This window comes from Caballeronia sordidicola, assembly GCF_000729995.1.
Classification (GTDB): Bacteria; Pseudomonadota; Gammaproteobacteria; order Burkholderiales; family Burkholderiaceae; genus Caballeronia; species Caballeronia sordidicola_A.
In genome coordinates this window covers 25,731-43,566 of record NZ_JNFG01000011.1, presented here as the reverse complement: position 1 = coordinate 43,566, position 17,836 = coordinate 25,731, and the positions used below count along the sequence as shown (strand labels likewise).

Sequence of the window (17,836 nt, the reverse complement as noted above, 5' to 3'; positions counted from 1 at the left end):
GACATAGCGTCCATGGGGGCTTCGCATCATGCGTCTATTCCGTCGATATGATCCAGGTATGGACATGTTCGATCCTGCCGACAGATAAAGTAACCAAGAGACCCACAATGAGGAACCATGACTAGCAAAAACTTCGATGTCGCGGAGGAAGTAAGTCGTTCTCCTATGCACGGCTTCCACTGGTGGCTCATTGCACTCTGCGGAATGTGCCAGATCATGGATGGTTTCGACACCCAGTCAATAGGCTATGTCGCGCCGGCGCTAATGGCTGACTGGCATTTGAAGGCGGGCGCGCTAGGTCCCGTGTTCAGCTCGGGACTCGCGGGGATGCTGGTGGGAGCAGTCATTCTTGGTTCGTCAGCGGATCGTTTCGGACGTCGGCCGGTCATCATAGTGGCAACGTTCATTTTTTCGATCTTTACGTTGACCGCGTCGAAGGCAACAGGTTTGCCGGAGTTAATGACATTGAGGTTTATCGCCGGCCTCGGACTCGGTGCGGTCATCCCGAACACCATGGCGCTGGTGGGTGAATATGCTCCGACCAAGATCCGAGTAACGTTGATGATGCTGACGTCTTGCGGATTTACAGCCGGTGCAGCGGTCGGGGGTTTTGTCAGCGCGGCAATCATGCCGCGTTGGGGATGGCAATCCGTGATGTACGTTGGTGGCGCCGTTCCCTTCGTCCTGGCGATTCTCATGATCTTCGCCCTGCCTGAGTCCGTTCAGTTCCGTGCTGTCAAGAATCACGAACCCGAGCGCATTCGCCGGCTCTTGCTGTCCGTGAACCCACTGATGAAAATTGCGGCGGACGCCAGTTTCAAAACGAGTGGGCCAACTTCCGCCAGCGCCAGTCAGCTGTTCTCCGATGGTCGCGCGACGGGCACGTTATTGCTTTGGATTCTTAATTTCGTCAATATGCTGACGCTTTTTTTGCTATCCAGCTGGCTGACGACCGCACTCGCCGCAGCACAATATTCACCGGCGCACGCGGTGCTCCTCTCTACTGTCCTCCAGGTCGGTGGTGTGGCCGGCACCATTGGGCTGGCACGACTTATTGACAGGTTCTCATTTTCAACGGTCTTGCCGGTCTTGTTTCTCGTAGGCACGGTTAGCACGGCGGCCGTGGGGTACAGCGCGCTGACGAGCGTTGATCTGCTCGCCGCTGCCACAATATTTCTCTGTGGATTCTGCGTAGTCGGAGGACAGCCTGCGCTCAATGCTCTCGCTGCCGTTTTCTATCCGACTGCTGTACGCGCGACGGGGATAGGTTGCGCGCTAGGAATGGGGAGGTTGGGGTCTATCCTGGGGCCGCTGATGGGAGGACAGCTAATCAGATTGAATCTTCCGGTTACGAGCCTTTTTTTCTATGCGAGTGCCGCTCCGTTGATCGCGTTTCTGTGTATTTGCACACTGCGTCGCAAAGCGGCCTTTCCTTCGCGCGCGCTGACGGCCGGCGCGCTTGACTCCCAAACCATCTCTCAACTGCACTGATACATGCCGTTTGGTTGAGCCCTTAGGATTGTTCCAAGCGACATCGGCGATATCCCGATGCGGGTTCCATTCACCCTGAAAGAATTTCCGGAGAGAAAATTGGAGAACAGCTTTTTCGTCTTTCGCGGTATGGATCATCCGCAATCGGGTGATATCCGCGAGCGGCTAACCGACGAGCAGCGCGCTTATGTCAAGGAGGTCGGGCGTGTGAAAATGATTCATGGTGGATTGTTGTATACATCGGACGACAGGATTGCCGGAACGTTCTTGATTCTTGACGCGGCGACCTCCACCGACGTCAGGAACTGGGTTCATACATCTCCTTTCCATAAAGGTGGTCTGTTTGCCACTATTTCCATCGATAGATGGGGATGGACGTACGGGCGCTCGCCATAGCCTGAATGTTGGAAAATGCCGTCGGCGAGCTGCAAGAGTTCGATCTTCCATTCCACGATTTCTATCCAATCGAAAGTTATGGGAAAGATCATCATAGGAAACTTGCGTAAAGAAAAGTTAGTTAACCTGAAAGAATACCCTCACTCGCATGTGCTTTCGCAATCGGAAGAACATGTCCAGTATTTTCACTTTGCGCTTCGGAATAGTCCGATTACGAGAGTGACAGGCCGAAGGAAACAGGATGTCGAAATTTGTCCCAACAATAAAATTCAGACTGGCGATGGCATTTGGCACCAGCGCCGTGCTGGCGGCGGTTCTTGGACTCGTTGGCATGTTCGGTCAGACCCAACTGAAATCGGACATCACTTCGCCGTTGTCAACCAGCATAGTTTCTCTGGCGCAACTATCCGACATCCGGTCGTCCACGCTGGATATTTCCGCAAACTTCGCGCGCATTAGAGCAAACCCGGTACCCGATTACACCGCGCGAATACTGCCCGGTATCAGGGCGGATCTGGCAGCAATAGACCGGGCTTGGAGCGGCTACTATTCCGCCAGTTTTAATGGAAGCAAGGAGCGTGAGATTGCGGAGGGGCTCGCTCGCGATCTGGTCAGGTTCAAAGCGCAGAGTGCGGCGGTAGTTTCTTTGATCGATGGCCAAAGCTTAGGAAATATTGGTGATCGAATCGACAGGACGGGTGATTCTGCCGATGCGCTAGGAAAATCGTTGATCCAGGCCGAGGCGTTTAAAGTTGCTGACGCCAAGCGGCGCATCGACGAGAACAGCATGGCCTTTAATAATTCGTTTTTCATTCTAGCGGCCGGCCTGTTCATCGCGCTCGCTGCGTCGGCATTCGGCTATTTTCACGTGCATAGTGTTGTGTGCGGCGGCTTGGATCGGCAACGAAGGAAATTCGAAAACCTCGCTCAAACGCTGGATCTTTCGAATCGGTCAGCGAGTCCACGCAATGACGAATTCGGGTATGGCGCGGTCTGGTTCGATCGCTTCATGCGCCGGGTGGAAGAGACCGTTGTCGCAGTTCTCGCTTCGACGGAATCGGTCGGCAGCGCGACCCGGGAGATTGCTGCGGGAAACATGGATTTATCCTCCCGCACAGAGGAGCAGGCAGCGTCCCTGGAAGAGACTGCGTCCAGCATGACGCAGTTGACCGAGACGGTGAAGCAGAATGCCGGTAATGCTCGCCAGGCGAGCGCGTTGGCAAGGACTGCGTCTGACATGGCAGATGCGGGTGACGACGCAGTTCTGGAAATGGTCGCAACCATTGAGAAAATCAGCCAGGCCTCTACGATGATTGCCGAGATCACGGGTTTGATTGAAGGTATTGCGTTTCAGACCAATATCCTTGCACTCAATGCCGCAGTCGAAGCGGCGAGAGCAGGCGATCAGGGACGGGGTTTTGCGGTGGTCGCCAGTGAAGTTCGCAGTCTCGCGCAACGCTCTTCGGCTGCCGCGAAGGAAATCAATGGGCTAATCAGCTCGTCAGCCGCACTGGTACGGGATGGCTCAAGGCAGGCGGTGGGAGTCCGAGCAGGCATGGGTCAGGTCAAAATGGCGATCAAGCAGGTGTCGGAGATCGCGGGTGAAATTGCTGATGCTTCGGAGGAACAAAGTCGCGGCATCGAGCAAGTGGCTCTGGCCGTCGCTCAGATGGACCAAGTGACGCAGCAAAATGCCGCGCTCGTCGAACAGGCTGCTGCTGCGGCTCACTCGCTGGAAGAACAGACCATTCGGCTGCGAGACACCGTATTGGCATTCAAGGTTGGAGACCCCGTATTATCTACGTCGGCCAGGCCGTCTCTCCAGAATGAAGCATGATCGCGGTTGACGCAGATTGATGCGGACCGCTTTCAGGTGAAGTTCGTGCTGAAGCACGCTGTTGAATAGATTAATTGACTTCATCGCGGCGAACTTTTCGGTATGCTCGACAGTGCGCTATCGGTACTATTCCGACGCACCGCGCTCGCTGGATAGTGCGTCGGTACGTCAGCCGATTCTGAATGCCGCGAGCGTGAGACAAACCACTCTACACCGGCAGGGAATACGTCGAATCAGGCTGCGGTAAGCGAACTGCGCAATGCTTTCGCGACCGTAGTTACGCGCTTTCCCTGATAGCGTGCCACAGCGAGATGATCGTCATCCGGCGCATTTTTATTACTCGATGACACGTGTGTCGCGCCGTAGGGTGTACCGGCCTTGAATAACAGAGGGTCCGAATACCCTAGGGGAACGATGATCATGCCGAGATGTGCAAGGGGGACATAAAGGGACAACAGTGTTGATTCATTGCCTCCATGCCTCGATGATGTAGCGCCAAAAACCGACCCGACTTTTCCGTTCAAAGCACCTTTGAACCATAGGCCTCCGAGGCTATCAATATAAACCTTTAGCTCGGATGCCATCGAGCCAAAGCGGGTCGGTGTACCGAGGACGAGAGCGTCAGCCCATTCCGCGTCATCCTCGGTTGGGGCTTCATATTTGTCATTCATTGCGGACGCTGCTTCGCTCCATCCGGGCGCACGAGCCATAACCTCGGGCGACACTACTTCACGTGCTCGACGCAATCTGACCTCGGCGCCGGCTGCGCGGGCGCCCTCGGCTACCGCGTTGGCAAGAGCTTCGGTTGATCCGGCGCGTGAATAAAAGGCAATCAAAACCCTGGGTGTTGGCATGCAAACTCCTTAATGGATAAGTGACCGAAAGTGATCGATCGACGCCGTCTGTAGATCGCGCAATATCGGAACCGCTAACAACAGACCTCGGCCACGAATAATAGTCAGGAATATCGGTCGGCGTCGTTGCCCTTTATGGATGCAGCGTTCAAGCTGGAGGACGACTGCCGCTTTAACGGATGCGGTGCTGCATGGGTCTAATTCGAATTACAATGCCACGACTTTGACTGCTGCTGCGGCGACCGCCGGGTGGAGCAGGACCATTCCGCCAGCCGCGAGCCAGGACTGTTGTAAGGCGCTCGTGGTTCCATGGTTTGGACGAAATGTCCTATTGATTGGATGACCTTGGCGCTCGCAATGCCGTACGATCAGTGTTTGAAATCACGTGTGTCTGTGCCTTGATGCTGTCTCGCATTGGGCTCGTTGATGACAGTACCCGGGCAACAATTTAGCGGGAAGATTGGTGTGGGGCGTCGACCAAGGAAAACGTGTTGGATTTGAACGACTTCTATTATTTTGTGCATGTCGTGGATCACGGCGGGATAACTGCGGCGAGCCGTAGCCTTTCTGTACCTAAATCGACGATTAGCCATCGCATCCAGGTACTGGAGGCGTCGCTCGGTGCACGATTAATTAATAGAACTTCAAGGCGATTCAGCGTGACAGATGTTGGGCTGGACTTCTACAAGCAAGCGGCTCTGATGCTGGAGCAGGCTCAAGTTGCAGAATCCATCGTCAAGCAGCGGCTGGTCGAACCGAGCGGACTGATTCGTTTTACGGCTGCAGTCGCGAGTGCCCAATTTGTAATGGGAAAAGTACTGCCTGAATTCCTGGATAGGTTTCCCAAAATCAATGTCCTCCAGCACATAACTGATCAAGCAGTAGACATCGTTGCGGAAAATTTCGATCTTGCGATCAGGGCGCACTCGGACGCGCTGCCCGACTCAAATCTAGTACAACGGACGCTCGGCTCGGCGCCCTGGCGCCTCTTTGCAGGTCGTCAATATATTGAGAGATACGGGATGCCTGCTCTCCCTGCAGATCTCGCCAATCACCGCGCTCTGTTCATGATGCGCGGTGGTCTTCCCCCGCTTTGGCGGTTGCGAAGTCCGGCGGGTGATGAACATACGATTCGCGTTGAGCCGCGCTTGATGAGCGACGATATGGTGGGCCTTAAGCAGGCCTCCAAAAAGGGGCTGGGGATTGTCGCCTTGCCGGCATACATCTGCCGCGAAGACGTTGCTGCTGGAGAACTGCAGATGGTTTTTCCGGAATGGTCAGCGGGAGAGTCGACGCTCACTGCGCTAATGCCGTTTCGGCATGGGCTGCTCCCTTCTGTCAGAGTTTTTGTGGATTTCCTCGTAAGCGAGATTCCGAAGGTCATCAAGTGCTAGAGCGTGTGCAGATCGAGCCGGTACTGTAGTTCGCTTTGTGAACGGATCCAGGTTCAAGTTGCTTTCGACCCGTACTTCATTAGTTCAGAGATCCCATTGATCTCATTGCAGACGTAGACGGTACACCAACGTCCGTGTACGCAGACTGTGTTCTCCTCGAAGCTGTGTTTCGGCTGTCCGCTCGCCAGCATTGGCAGACCCATAGGGATTGCAAATGCTATGTCATACGTTGTACTACAAGAATTTATTATGCTGAAGTGACGCTGCTGGGCGCGTCAACGATTGCGAATCAAGCCGACGGGCGGTTGCAATTGAATGCAGCACATCTCAACCCACTGTTTGGGCGTCGCGACGGGCGGCAGAAGGGAACGTTGCACGGCCAATGGCCGCCCGCGCGGAGTCGCCGGCCCAGATGATTAACGCGCGATATAAATCGGCGGCGAGTACGAACTCACTGTCGCCTCGGCCCGACGACCCATTTGCGACGTCCCGCTGATGCTTGGACCGTAAGCGGCGGAGTTGGCTTGTACGGTATCGTTTTGTACAGCCGCGCGTGCTTCAGCGGCCTGAATGTTTGCCGGGTAATCGAGACTGTTTGCCGTCGTGGGGTTGTAGCCTGCCTTCTCAACCTGGACGAGTTCGGCGCGAACCTGCGCGCGGGTCACAGGCTGATTCGACTGTGCGAACGAGGAAAGCGGAGCAGCGACAACGACTAAGATAGCAACAGCCTTAAAGAGCGATTTCATGACGACTACCTCCAGAGATTGTTTTGTACGGTGCTACGAATGTTGGTAGCGTGTGGCCGTGGAAGAGAGTCTAAGGAGGATGTGACTTAGGGGAAATACCTAAAATCAGAATTCACTGTTGTCGCTGAAACGACAATAGCGGTGCGAACCCTTAAGAACTCCACAGCGAGCGCGCGCCGTAAGGGAAGAGGAGGCGCCCTGACCTGAGCGCAAAGAGGGGCTATCTGTAATCGCTTTAATTCCGCCAGCCGAGTGTCGAAACCGGTAACCGCGCTGTGTTCTTCGGACACTCACCGTAGCGATTGCTGACGGCGAAGCCATCACGGACATTAACGCCGTGTCCATTGGGATGCCCACGACTAAAAACAAGCGGACGCATAGCGATACCACAGGACTTGTCGCCCATCGTAGACGGATGGATGGGGTTGCCCATCAAGTCCCAAGGCGGTCTCGATCCGCTTTGTGCCATCGGTGTACTGTGTACTGATCGAGCCCGCGTTCGCCTTTGGTCGCCTCTAACAAGGAAAAAAGCCCGCAAGGCGCAGGCTTTTGTTTTTTTGCTGATAGGACTGGGGCTCAAGCGAACCCGTTCCGTTACACGCAAACTGGCGCTGCTTACTGGGTAACGTTGTCCGCCGGCGTCGACGCACCCTTATTAGCCTTCGGCTTCCTCGGCTTCTTGACGTGCTTCTCAGTAGGTGGCGAATACGAACTGACCGAGCTGGAAACCACCGGGGCGGCAGGCTGGCCCAGCGCCACCGAGGCGCCGACTACAAGCGAGAGACCAGTCAAGATCAGTGTTAGTTTACTCATAATAATTTCTCCGTTATTGGTTCCAGGTAGATGCGCCAACACGCTTTTAGATCTCGCGTGGCTGACTCTTGAAGCTCGCTGTGTGCGGCGACGGTGCTTGCGGAAATGCCTTACGCGCTATCCACCCGTGGGACATCAAGAACTCGCAACTAATAAACACGTGCCAGAGCGTCCTAACTACCGCTTCACGGGCAAGATCGAGAAGATTGGGTCGGAACGTGGTCCAAGGTACGAGGTCACTGAGAAGGAAGTGTGATCGCGCGACTGCAGCACTGCCACCGACGCGGCGCGTAGGGCGCCACAGCAGACGACAAGCCCTGTTGAGCGCAGGATCACGCATGTGGGTGGCTCGACCCGCAAGGCTGGCAATTGAGGCCGATGCGTCAGAATTTCGCACGAATACCGACGCCGAAAGTGTTGCCGGTCGATTCACTGGTAATGTGATCGTTCAGGTACGCCGCGTAGACATCGGTGCGCTTGGACAGCGGATAGTCGTAGCCGACCGCCCATGTCTTACGAGTCTGATCGAGTCCACCTGCATCGCGCGAATACGCATAGGATGCCTTGATCGCGCCCACCCCTACTGGCACCGTTACGCCGGCCTGCGTAGTGTTCACATGCCAGCTTCCCTGTTGCTGGTCGTTGTATGTATACATGTATTGGCCGAAGAGCTTGACGTACTTCAGGTCGTAGGTCAGACCGAGCTGGCTGACGCTCTGGCTCTTCAGGCCCGGAACCAGCTGCGTGAGGTCGCCGGGGGCCTGGTTGAAGTTCATGTATTGATACACACCGGTGGCGGCAAATGCGCCTTGGAAGTACAGGAATTGGGCGCTCCATTTTTTTGCGCCGCTTTGACCGGCAGTGTTTCCGAGCGCATACATTACGCTGCCGCTTAAGCCATTGAAGCTCGGACTCGAATATTGAACAGCGTTATCCCAGTCGCCAGCACCGACAGCGCCCTGATCTGTCGTGAAGCTCGGAAAATTCCCGACGCCGAGTAGCACGTGGTAGACCATTGGCGAAAACGTATATGAATCGATGAACGGGTTAAACAGGATCGTAGAAACAAACAGTTCTGTCGTCAGGCGCCCAGCAGTCACCGTGCCATAGGGCGATTCGACGCCGACGTACGCGTTTCGGGAAAAAAATGGGTCACCGTTGAAGCTTCCGTATTGTCCGTTTTGCGGTCGGAAGAAGTCTTCGAGCGTGAATATGGCCCGAAATCCATTCCCAAGGTCTTCGGCACCTTTCAATCCCCAATATGATGTCGACATACCACCGCCGCCGACTTGCCATGCCCGTTGTCCACCCGGGAATGTTTGTTCTCCTACCCATTCGTCGACCTGTCCGTAGAGCTGCACGCTCGATTGCGCGTATACCAGTGTTGATGCCGAAGGCAGAAGGGAGGCAACGACAATAGTCTTTAGTGCGGCCTTCAATACACAAATCTTCCTGGCTTTCATTGAGCCTCCTGCTCTTGTTAAGTCGTTTAGTGGATTGGGTTAGGAAAGGTCTGTAAAGCCACTACCGTCGCGGGAAGGTGATGGGTTGCGAAAATAGCGGCCCGACTTTCTAGTTGCGGCAATGTTATTTATTTACAGATTCATTCGGGTGGTGCGATTTTCAATCGCAGGTTTGGTTAAACCAGCCTTCGCAAAATGAGATTGCGCGCGCCTGATCGTCACGACGACATGCTTCCTGCGGTCCAATAAATTAGGCATGCAAATTATTTGGGTCATAAAGTCGTTAATTGCAGAACGCGAGCATCCATATCAATGACGAAACTGAACGCGGCTCAAAGAGGAGCCGTTGGTAAGGTCATCTGCAACATTCAGGAGGTAGGGAAGTCTCCAGGAAAATTCGTAAGGACAATGTTTGTGTGGATCTATTTTCGCGTGTCAATAAAGTTCCGCTAGTGCCCCACCTTGGACTCTTCGTCTCACGTGCTGGACGAAGAGGTTCCTACATCTATCGAGGCGCCGCTGGAACATGGAGGTGGGCTTGGGATGAGACCCGGTACTATCGATTGCCCACCCGAAGGCCTATGGGTGATGCCTGTTCTCAGATCTGGAATGCAACACCCTGACTCGTGGGTTCTCAATTTCGTCACGGTCGAGGGGCGCGCGGGCGAGATTGAGCTCAATGCGTTGCAGGAGGCTTTTCACGAGCACTGCGGCTTGCAGTGCGGCTTTTGCACCCCGGGCATTCTGATGAGCTTGACCGAGTTGCTGCGCGACCAGCCCGATGCTGATGAAGAGGACGTACGGCTCGCGCTCTCGGGGCATCTGTGCCGCTGTACCGGTTATCAGAATATCGTCGTGGCCGCGATGGCTGCGCTGAAAGCACGCCGGAGCTGATGACGGACGCGCTCAAGAACTCTTATGTCGGCACGTCGCGTGCTGCGTACCGAAAACGTTCCGCTGCTGCGCAACGAGGGTCGTTACGTCGGCGATATCGAGCTGCCGGAGATGCTCCATATCGCATTCGTGAGAAGCCCGTATAGCGCATGCGCTGATCAAGAGCATCGATACGTCACCGGCGCTGGAAGTCGCGGGTGTTGCCGCCGTCGTGACCGCGGCCGAAATGGCGGGATTCGTCACGATGCTGCGCATGCCGCTCGGCTTTCCGACGACGGAGTTGCCGCCGAATATCACGCCATTTCTGCTGACGCCTCACAATTGTGACGGTAGGAATTTCCCGGAAGAGGGTTTTATTGTTCTACCATCGCCATCGATTGCTTAGTTCTCGACTGGTAGCCCTGCCAACATGATGAAATGGCTCGGTGTCCGACTGGCGATGCACGCAGAACTGGCATCGCCGAAGCCTTCGAGCGCTATCGAATAGCCTTGCTCAAGCATGCTTGTCTCATCGCCCACGCTTATTTCTATTTGACCCTCTACTGCATAAATCCATGCGTTCCAACCTTGTGGAACAGGTATATCGAGATTTGCTTTCGCGACCAGGAAACCATCGAAAATCGAAAACGGCTGGGGTAGTTCAACGGGTGACCGGACACGTTTTAATTCACCAGCGACAACACGGACCCGAACGCCTTCGGCTGCGTAGACGGGAACGTCGGCCGACTCCAGGTGAATCGCATACGGCTCGGCGTAGCGCTTTTGCCGTGGCAAATTCACGAAAAGTTGCAGCCCGTGTGTTTCGGGTTCTTCGCCCACGGGCCATTCATCGTGCTGGACGCCGCGCCCCGCTGCCATCCAATGGAGCGAACCGGGATTGATGGGCAGATTGTTGCCCATTGAATCAGTGTTTTGATGCGCGCTGCGGGAGTCCTCGAACACATACGTTACAGCGGAGAACCCGGCATGGTGATGGAGCCCGAATGTGGGCTCGTTCATCCGGAAATGATCGACCATCAGCAGCGGATCCATTGCCCCGCCGAATTGGTCTTCACGAAAGCTCTGCGCTCTGAAGTGGTTTCCGATTGAAAGAGGCCGGCCTCTCGTCGGCCGGGTGATACGAAGAGTATTGGCAAGCATGATGTGATCCGTTTGGTGCGACCGCACGATTGTGGGTCGGTATTCCGCGAGTGAGACTCATCGCGGTTCCTCAAAGGATAGTAAGGGTAAAACACGGCCAATAAATGCGTCCGTCTTAGACGCAGCTTCCGACAATCGGGACACCTCGCTTGCCCCTCGCGTCTTGGCGTATCTCCATTCAGTTCATTGTCCGGGAGTTCCCTTCATCTGACGGTGGCATGTCCGTGACCGACTAACCAGGGAAATCGGCGCTGACGGTGGTGGCTTCCCATGTGGCGATTTCGGCGCGCAAAGCCTCCAACTTGATTTTGACACGCTCCAGCCCGTTGCTGCCCAGGATCAGATGGCCCGGAGGGGTTGGCGACTGTACCGCGGCGATGATAGCCAGGGCCGCGCGTGCCGGGTCGCCTGGCTGCTTGCCACTAGCGGCCGAGATGGCAGCGCGGCGCTTGCCAGCGCCCGCCTCGTACGCCTCAATCGGCTTTTTAGCTTGCTTCAGCGAACGTCCTGCCCAATCGGTGCGGAACGGCCCGGGCTCAACCGCCGTAACCTTGATCCCCAAATCGGCCGTCTCGGCGGCCAACGCTTCGCTCAGGCCTTCCACCGCGAACTTGCTGGCGGCATAGTAGCCGCTTCCCGGATTGCCGATCAGGCCGCCTACGGACGTGATGTTGACGATGTGCCCGGCGCGCTGTTCCCGCATCGCGGGTAACACGGCCTTGATGGTATCGGCGACGCCAAAGAAGTTGACCTCGAACATCTCGCGCACGTCCTGATCGTCGCCTTCCTCAATGGCGCTCAGGTAGCCATAGCCGGCATTGTTGACCAACACATCAATGCGGCCAAATTGTTGCAGGGCTTTTTCAACCGCGTGTTTGATCTGACTCGCTTGGGTGACATCGAGTTCGAGCACCAGTGCGCGGTCACCGTAGCCTTCGTCAAATTCTGCCAGGGAGCCAGGTTGACGAGCCGTCACGACAGCACGCCAGCCTTTATCAAGGACGGCACGTGCGAGCTCCCGGCCGAATCCGGTGGAACAGCCGGTAATGAACCAAACGGGTGCGGACGAGGGGGTATGGGCGGATGGCATGAGGTTCCTTTTGACGAGAGCCGCGCGGCAGCTAAACCACACGGTAGAGGTAGCGGAACGAAAAGTATCGCATGTTGGCGCGTACCGCGTGGTCGGCTGCTCGCCTGCATCTGATCGCTCCGATGACCTTTCCAAGCGGTCGAAACGGAAGTTATTTGGTTAATTTCTCGGACGCCACTCGAGTTCCTCTACACCTTCGCGTGGAGGTAATCATGAAACTTCCGTTTGTTGCACCTGTACAGGTGCGCTTCAGTCGCCAAACATCGCTTTTATGTCGCGTCCGGTCTGCTCGGCTTCCTCAATTAGCCAATCGAGAAAATTCTTGTATGCGCTGGTATAGGCAGTCGCTTCCTTGAAGTGATGCGGTCATGAAACGGTACCCTCACTCGAGGGTAGATTCGCATTCCTAAAATGAATGCTCGATACCAACCGAGACGCCGGTCGCAGACCGGCCGGATGCGACGCCCGCGCCCGTGAGCGAGGCGACGCTGTTGGCGCCCGACGCGTGTTGGTAGGTCACCTGCTGGTAGACCGTAGTTCTCTTCGAGAAGAGGTAAGAATTCGAGAGGGTAATGGTCTTCCAGTTTCCACCGTCGAGGTTCTCCACCCATCCGCCAATCGCGAGTACATCATCGGGCTTGATCGTCCAGTTCATACCGGCGTCAACTGTGTTGGCGTTACCCTGGCCAGTCGCCAATGTGATGCGCGACTGCGTAAAGGTGGTGTGCACAAGCACATTTTGAAACTGATAGGATGCGCCGAGCCCCCAATTGACGAGCTTGTTGGCAACAACGCCCTCGGCTTGAGGAAGTGGAGTCCTAAACAGCGACAGAAGACCAATAAAGCTGGAAAGTTCCAGAAAGCGGTTGTTCTCGTTCGCGTACGTGGCTGCCAGACTCAAAGGTCCTCCCTTGTACTGGACAAAGAAAGAGTAGTCGCGGCTTTCACTGAAATTGCCGGCCACATTTCCAAACGCAAATTCAGCCCCCGAGGAGAATCCGCCCAGGGTCGGACTCACATATTTCACGGCGTTGTTGAACTGGAAGAAGTTGGCGATTTCATCGAGGTTACCCTCGTGAAGCGAGAGAATGTTGCCAACGAGCAGAGGCGTTTGATAATTGGCCAGAATGTCATACATGAAGCTGGGTTGGTGACCGAGCGTCAACGTGCCATAGGTGTCCGACTGCAGTCCGACATACGACTTTCTGTTGAACAACGTCCCGGGAACAAGTGCCTGGCCATTGTTTAGCAAGTACTCGTTCTGAAGATCGAAGATGGTGCGTAGCCCGCCACCGAGATCCTCAACGCCCTTCAAGCCAAAAATGTCGGGGGCGTGCGTGTTTCCCTCCTGGAATAGGGCATGTCCTCCAACGTTGCTAACGTACTGTATTGCCGTGTCCGCAATCCCATACAAGGTAACGCTGGATTGCGCGTTGGCGGCACTGGCCACGGAAAGTGCCCCGATCACGCCTGCCACTGTACGTCCAAAAGTTGTCATGCCTTGTCTCCAATCCGGTTGTTTCTCTTCCGAAGAAGTTATATGAATAAAAGGAAGGGTAAAAAATTTGTACTACTGATGAAATGAGACGCTAAAAACTCAAACGATTATTCCGGCTGCTCGGTCGTTCCCGATCGCCCCAGTTTGTCAGCGTTGCATTCAACAATAATGAATGACATAATGTATGTTGAACACTATAGGGACCGCCCCTAGACGTGTCAACATGAGTACCGTCCGTGGAAACCCGGAGCGGTGATTTTTTTGACTTCCATATGGCCCAAAAATGACCAATGTGACTGCGAGGCGCGGCATCCAGTCTGTCGAGATTGCGTTCCGAATTCTTTCGGCGTTGCAGACGAGTGAGCGGGCACTCCCTCTCAAAGAAATTGCTGCGCTGTCCGAACTGTCGCCGAGCGCGACGAGCAACTACATGATTAGTCTGGTGCGGACCGGGCTTGTGTCGGCGGACGAAAAACCGGGCTGCTACAAGCTCGGGCCGGCATCGCTTGCTTTGGGGATGAGCGCGATCAACCAGTTGGACGGATTCGATATCGTTCGCCGGGAGGTGATCGCCTTGCGGGAAGCAACGCTGAGCGGTGCGGCCGTGACTGCATGGACGGAAGACGGACCGGTCAGTCTCTTTAAGCAGGAGGGGCAGACGCGCAGTATTCTCGAGCTGAGAACAGGCCTGATTCCGTTGGTCACGACCGCCGCGGGAAAGCTGTTCATTGCCTGCCTTCAGCCAGCGCGCACCGAGGATCTCATCAGCCGCGAACTGTCTGCGGACCAGCAATGGAGTCCGGCTTCCTTGCGGGAAGAAGCGATCACTGAATTGCGTAAATGTGGCTTCACAACGGTTCATCGTGGGGACATGGGTTACGTGTCTGTCGCGGCCCCTATCTGGGACAGGGACGGGGACCTCCGATTTGCCATCAGTCTCATCGGATCGCCTGCAACACTGAACACGGAAATTGAGGGGGAAGCGGTCAAGGCCCTAATCGATAGCGCGCTTCGAGCTACGGTGGCACTGGGCGGAAAGGTCCCCCTCAAAATTGGCTAGAAGCGGGCGCTCAATACCGATGCGCGCGGGTGAGCGCAACGGACACGCTATAGCGAGGGCAGCGGCTTGGCGCCGCCGCCTCATTGCGTTCGTGCTTCCGTCAGTCTGTCTCAGCGGCGGCAGCTTCCAACACGATGGAATTGAACACCCCTGGCGCTTCTAGCTTCGGCATGTGACCGATTGCATTGAGCACGTGGAGCGTCGAATGGTGAGCCGCCTCGTGAATCGGCCCGGCATGGTCGTCAACTGGCGCGAGGCGGTCCAGGTTGCCGACAATGACGGAGATCGGCGCCTGGATCGAAGGAACGACGGATGGCGTATAGGTTGAGAAGAGCATGTCCACGGCCTGTTCCCAGCCTGTAGGGGTCACCGCATCTCTCAGCCGGGATACGACCTCGCGAACCCGGGCCCCTGCATTTGGAGCAAGCAGAGCGTCGATCACAGCGGCGCGCGCCTCGGGCGATTGTGCCGCTGCGCTTCGCATCAGGACTTCTCGCGCCGCGTCGCGCTCCCCACCGGATAGATGTCCTCGTGCGACATTGGGCGCACTCAATACGAGGGCGCGCGTAGCCGACGGGTACCGCGCTGCAAACGTTGCGGCGATGACACTACCCCATGAACTGCCTACGACGGTTGCGCGCGATATGCCGAGTGCGGACATCAGGTCCGCGAGCGCATCCGCGTAATCCGTGACAGCCGGAGTGCTGATCGCAAAGGGACTGCTTTGCCCATAACCGGGGGCGTCCCAGGCGATCACCCGATAGTTCTTGCTCAGTGCGGCGAGCTGCGCGCGATATCCCGCCGAACTCGAACCAATGCCATGCAACAACACGATGGCGGGCGCGCGCTCGTCGCCGGCAGTGCGATACGTAATGACCCGGTTAGCGCCGAGTGTGGGGAGATTCAATTGCACTTGCTCGACCTCGGGTAGCGAGGACTCAAGTAGATGGCTATCTGTTTCAGTCATGATTGGAGTTCGGGCCGATATATCAGTCGCTTTAACTTGGAACTTAGGAAAATGCCAATTCACGTTTCTCTCAAAGCAGCGGAGATTTCATGCGCAGCGGCCTTAAGGGCTTCTGCACAGGGGCCGTCAGCCGCGGCATCGAAATGCTCTGCCGGGCCGATGGCCGTCAGTGCCAGCACCGCCAGTCCGTTCGGGGAAAGAATGGGCACGCTGATGGCGTTGGCGAGCACCCGGTCGTCATAAAACGGTCCGGGGCGTCTCGTCGCGACATGCGAAGCCCTGACGGATTCAAGTACGCTAGCGAGCGACTCCGCGGTGAGGGGCGGTTCGCCAGACGCTTGTCGCCCGTTATCACGCAGCTCCGCCGTCACGAATCGATCTACTGCTTCGGGCGGAAGGAACGCAGCGAGGGCCAATCCCGAAGCGGAGGAAGTCACCGGTAGGACAAGCCCCAGTGGCAGATCGGCGGCCACAGGCGTGGTGGCGGCTTGCCACGCGATCACGGTGGGACCGTGATTGCCCCACGCTACCAGCGCAAGTGTCTGGTCCACTGTACGTGCGAGCCGCAACATGGCACGGCTGGCCAGCCGGACAGCGTGCGGCTGCGATTTCATCGCACCTTCCGTTCCGACCGGCGCGAGGCCGAGGTCGTGCGGGTCGGCAACCAGATACTGCCCTCCACCAAATACCAGCGGCCGCCGCGAGCTCTGGCGTATGCAATCCACCGACCCGACAAAAATCACATGGTCTCCGCCTGGAAAGCGGGAGACTACCTTGCACTCCAGCCACGCGCTGCAATCGCGCAATAGCGGCAGCCCGTCAACGCCAAGGTCATAGTCGACGCCAGAGAATTTGTCCGGCGACCGGGTCGCAAAGTGATTGGCGAGGTCGAATTGGTGCTCAGCCAGGATGTTGATCGTAAATCTCTCGGCATCCTTGAAAGCCGAATGGCTTCCCGCAGAAGTCGCCTGGCTCCATAAAACGAGCGGAGGGTCCAGGGAGACCGAGGAGAACGAATTAGCGGTGAGACCGTGCATTTGCCCCTGCGCATCGAGGGCGGTAACCACCGTGACACCGGTTACGAAGGACCCGAGCACGTCTCTCAGCTGACGTTTGTCGAACGTCCTGATTGCAGGACGTTCGTGATCTAACGAAGTGCTTCCGGTCATGACAGAACCTTTTGCGCCTCGCTGAACGCCGGCATGACGGACTCATGAAACAGCCCGATAGATGTCTTTGCTTCGGAAACGGACATGTCCCCGAACATGAACGTTCCGATGAGGTAGTTGAAAGCGCCATCGTGAGCCTGCTCCAGCAGCTTTTCACGAACGGTTTCCGGGCGGCCTACTATGGCGATACCCGATTCCACGAGCGGCTCGATCGTCGGCGGAAGCTTTTGGTTGACCGGTTCCGTGCCGTGCTTCTTCCAGAGCTTGGAAAAGTTCGGATAGAAGACCGACCATGCCCGAGAGGCAATTTCCATGGCCTCCTGATCCGTTTCCGCGACAACGATGTAGCGATTCACGCCGATGAGCGGCTCAGCGGCGGACGGATGCCGTTTTGCGAACTCTTCGCGATATCGATCGGTGATCGCTCTGACTCGCTGGACCGGGCCGCCGCACACGATGTTCATCTTCTCCTGGGCCGGCCATACCGTCGACTCCGGCGATGCCAGCGCGTACCAGGTCGGAGGCGGCGTCTGCAGCGGCTTGAGCTCGATCGGCATGTCGTTGAATTGCCAGAACGTCCCCTTGTAGTTGAGGGTATCCGAGCTCAAATACCGCTTGATGATTTCATACGACTCGACGTATCTGGCCTGAGCCGTGGCCGGGTCGATACCGAGCGCCTCGATTTCGTGGGGCGAGGCGCCTCGACCTACGCCGTACTCCAGGCGGCCGCCGCTCAGATTGTCGAGCATGCAAATTTCTTCGGCAAGACGCACGGGGTGGTGGATCGGGAGAATGTAGACCAGCGGCGACAGGCGCAGTTTCTCGGTGCGCTGCGCGGCAGCAGCAAGAAACACGCTTTGCGACGGGCAAGCACTCAGCGTGGTCGCATGGTGTTCCGACATGTGATAGGCATGGAAGCCGAGCCTGTCGTAAAGCTCGATAATCTGCATTCTATCTTCGTACTGCTTATGAATGGGCAGTCCATTGCGATCGTTTTGATCAAATATACCGAATTTCATCGATT

16 protein-coding genes are annotated in these 17,836 nt (G+C 56.4%); 6 read left to right on the top strand and 10 right to left on the bottom strand.

Going from position 1 to position 17,836, the window contains the following annotated elements; all coding sequences use genetic code 11:
* The first annotated feature begins 117 nt into the window (after positions 1-117).
* The 3 genes from FH08_RS0111975 to FH08_RS54140 all read left to right on the top strand — a co-directional run bounded on the left by FH08_RS0111975 (position 118) and on the right by FH08_RS54140 (position 3,724).
* Complete coding sequence (locus tag FH08_RS0111975) at positions 118-1,491, top strand: MFS transporter (protein WP_063771196.1); 1,374 nt, start codon at positions 118-120, stop codon at positions 1,489-1,491.
* 57 nt (positions 1,492-1,548) lie between these two features.
* Complete coding sequence (locus FH08_RS0111970; protein ID WP_031358547.1) at positions 1,549-1,887, top strand: YciI family protein; 339 nt, start codon at positions 1,549-1,551, stop codon at positions 1,885-1,887.
* Between the two features lie 241 nt (positions 1,888-2,128).
* Positions 2,129-3,724 carry a methyl-accepting chemotaxis protein gene (locus tag FH08_RS54140; protein ID WP_051888168.1) on the top strand — a complete coding sequence of 532 codons (1,596 nt, stop codon included), beginning with the start codon at positions 2,129-2,131 and terminating at the stop codon, positions 3,722-3,724.
* A 233-nt stretch (positions 3,725-3,957) separates the two neighbouring features.
* On the opposite strand, the gene wrbA is transcribed toward FH08_RS54140, so the two are convergent.
* Positions 3,958-4,578 (bottom strand): NAD(P)H:quinone oxidoreductase, encoded by a 621-nt coding sequence (gene wrbA / locus FH08_RS0111955; RefSeq protein WP_031358545.1) that lies wholly within the window; start codon positions 4,576-4,578, stop codon positions 3,958-3,960.
* 488 nt (positions 4,579-5,066) lie between these two features.
* On the opposite strand from wrbA, the gene FH08_RS0111950 reads away from it, so the two are divergent.
* Positions 5,067-5,972, top strand: a complete 906-nt coding sequence (locus FH08_RS0111950) for a LysR substrate-binding domain-containing protein (protein ID WP_031358544.1) — start codon at positions 5,067-5,069, stop codon at positions 5,970-5,972.
* Positions 5,973-6,388: 416 nt separating this feature from the next.
* On the opposite strand, the gene FH08_RS0111945 is transcribed toward FH08_RS0111950, so the two are convergent.
* The 3 genes from FH08_RS0111945 to FH08_RS0111935 form a co-directional block, all read right to left on the bottom strand.
* Positions 6,389-6,718, bottom strand: coding sequence for a DUF4148 domain-containing protein (locus FH08_RS0111945; protein WP_031358543.1), 330 nt, complete (start codon positions 6,716-6,718; stop codon positions 6,389-6,391).
* 615 nt (positions 6,719-7,333) lie between these two features.
* A complete protein-coding gene (locus tag FH08_RS0111940) occupies positions 7,334-7,531 on the bottom strand; it encodes a hypothetical protein (RefSeq protein ID WP_031358542.1) in 198 nt (65 codons plus the stop codon).
* Positions 7,532-7,914: 383 nt separating this feature from the next.
* Positions 7,915-8,994, bottom strand: a complete 1,080-nt coding sequence (locus FH08_RS0111935) for a porin (protein ID WP_031358541.1) — start codon at positions 8,992-8,994, stop codon at positions 7,915-7,917.
* A gap of 609 nt (positions 8,995-9,603) precedes the next feature.
* Here FH08_RS0111935 and FH08_RS0111930 point away from each other — a divergent pair.
* On the top strand, positions 9,604-9,888 hold the full coding sequence (locus tag FH08_RS0111930; protein ID WP_031358540.1) for a (2Fe-2S)-binding protein: 285 nt from the start codon (positions 9,604-9,606) through the stop codon (positions 9,886-9,888).
* Positions 9,889-10,269: 381 nt separating this feature from the next.
* On the opposite strand, the gene FH08_RS0111920 is transcribed toward FH08_RS0111930, so the two are convergent.
* From FH08_RS0111920 to FH08_RS0111910, 3 genes are all read right to left on the bottom strand, one after another.
* Positions 10,270-11,028 (bottom strand): pirin family protein, encoded by a 759-nt coding sequence (locus FH08_RS0111920; protein ID WP_031358538.1) that lies wholly within the window; start codon positions 11,026-11,028, stop codon positions 10,270-10,272.
* 232 nt (positions 11,029-11,260) lie between these two features.
* Positions 11,261-12,118, bottom strand: coding sequence for an oxidoreductase (locus tag FH08_RS0111915; RefSeq protein WP_031358537.1), 858 nt, complete (start codon positions 12,116-12,118; stop codon positions 11,261-11,263).
* Between the two features lie 406 nt (positions 12,119-12,524).
* A complete protein-coding gene (locus FH08_RS0111910) occupies positions 12,525-13,616 on the bottom strand; it encodes a porin (protein ID WP_031358536.1) in 1,092 nt (363 codons plus the stop codon).
* Between the two features lie 283 nt (positions 13,617-13,899).
* Between FH08_RS0111910 and FH08_RS0111905 the strand changes: the two genes are divergently transcribed.
* Positions 13,900-14,676, top strand: a complete 777-nt coding sequence (locus FH08_RS0111905) for an IclR family transcriptional regulator (RefSeq protein ID WP_031358535.1) — start codon at positions 13,900-13,902, stop codon at positions 14,674-14,676.
* Between the two features lie 100 nt (positions 14,677-14,776).
* Here FH08_RS0111905 and FH08_RS49440 read toward each other — a convergent pair whose 3' ends face one another.
* The 3 genes from FH08_RS49440 to FH08_RS0111890 are packed head-to-tail and all read right to left on the bottom strand — an operon-like array spanning position 14,777 to position 17,831.
* On the bottom strand, positions 14,777-15,643 hold the full coding sequence (locus FH08_RS49440) for an alpha/beta fold hydrolase (protein ID WP_081889447.1): 867 nt from the start codon (positions 15,641-15,643) through the stop codon (positions 14,777-14,779).
* 59 nt (positions 15,644-15,702) lie between these two features.
* Complete coding sequence (locus FH08_RS50035) at positions 15,703-16,812, bottom strand: flavin reductase (RefSeq protein ID WP_081889446.1); 1,110 nt, start codon at positions 16,810-16,812, stop codon at positions 15,703-15,705.
* Positions 16,809-17,831 (bottom strand): LLM class flavin-dependent oxidoreductase, encoded by a 1,023-nt coding sequence (locus FH08_RS0111890; RefSeq protein WP_031358532.1) that lies wholly within the window; start codon positions 17,829-17,831, stop codon positions 16,809-16,811. The genes FH08_RS50035 and FH08_RS0111890 overlap by 4 nt, the downstream gene beginning before the upstream one ends.
* Between the last annotated feature and the right edge of the window lie 5 nt (positions 17,832-17,836).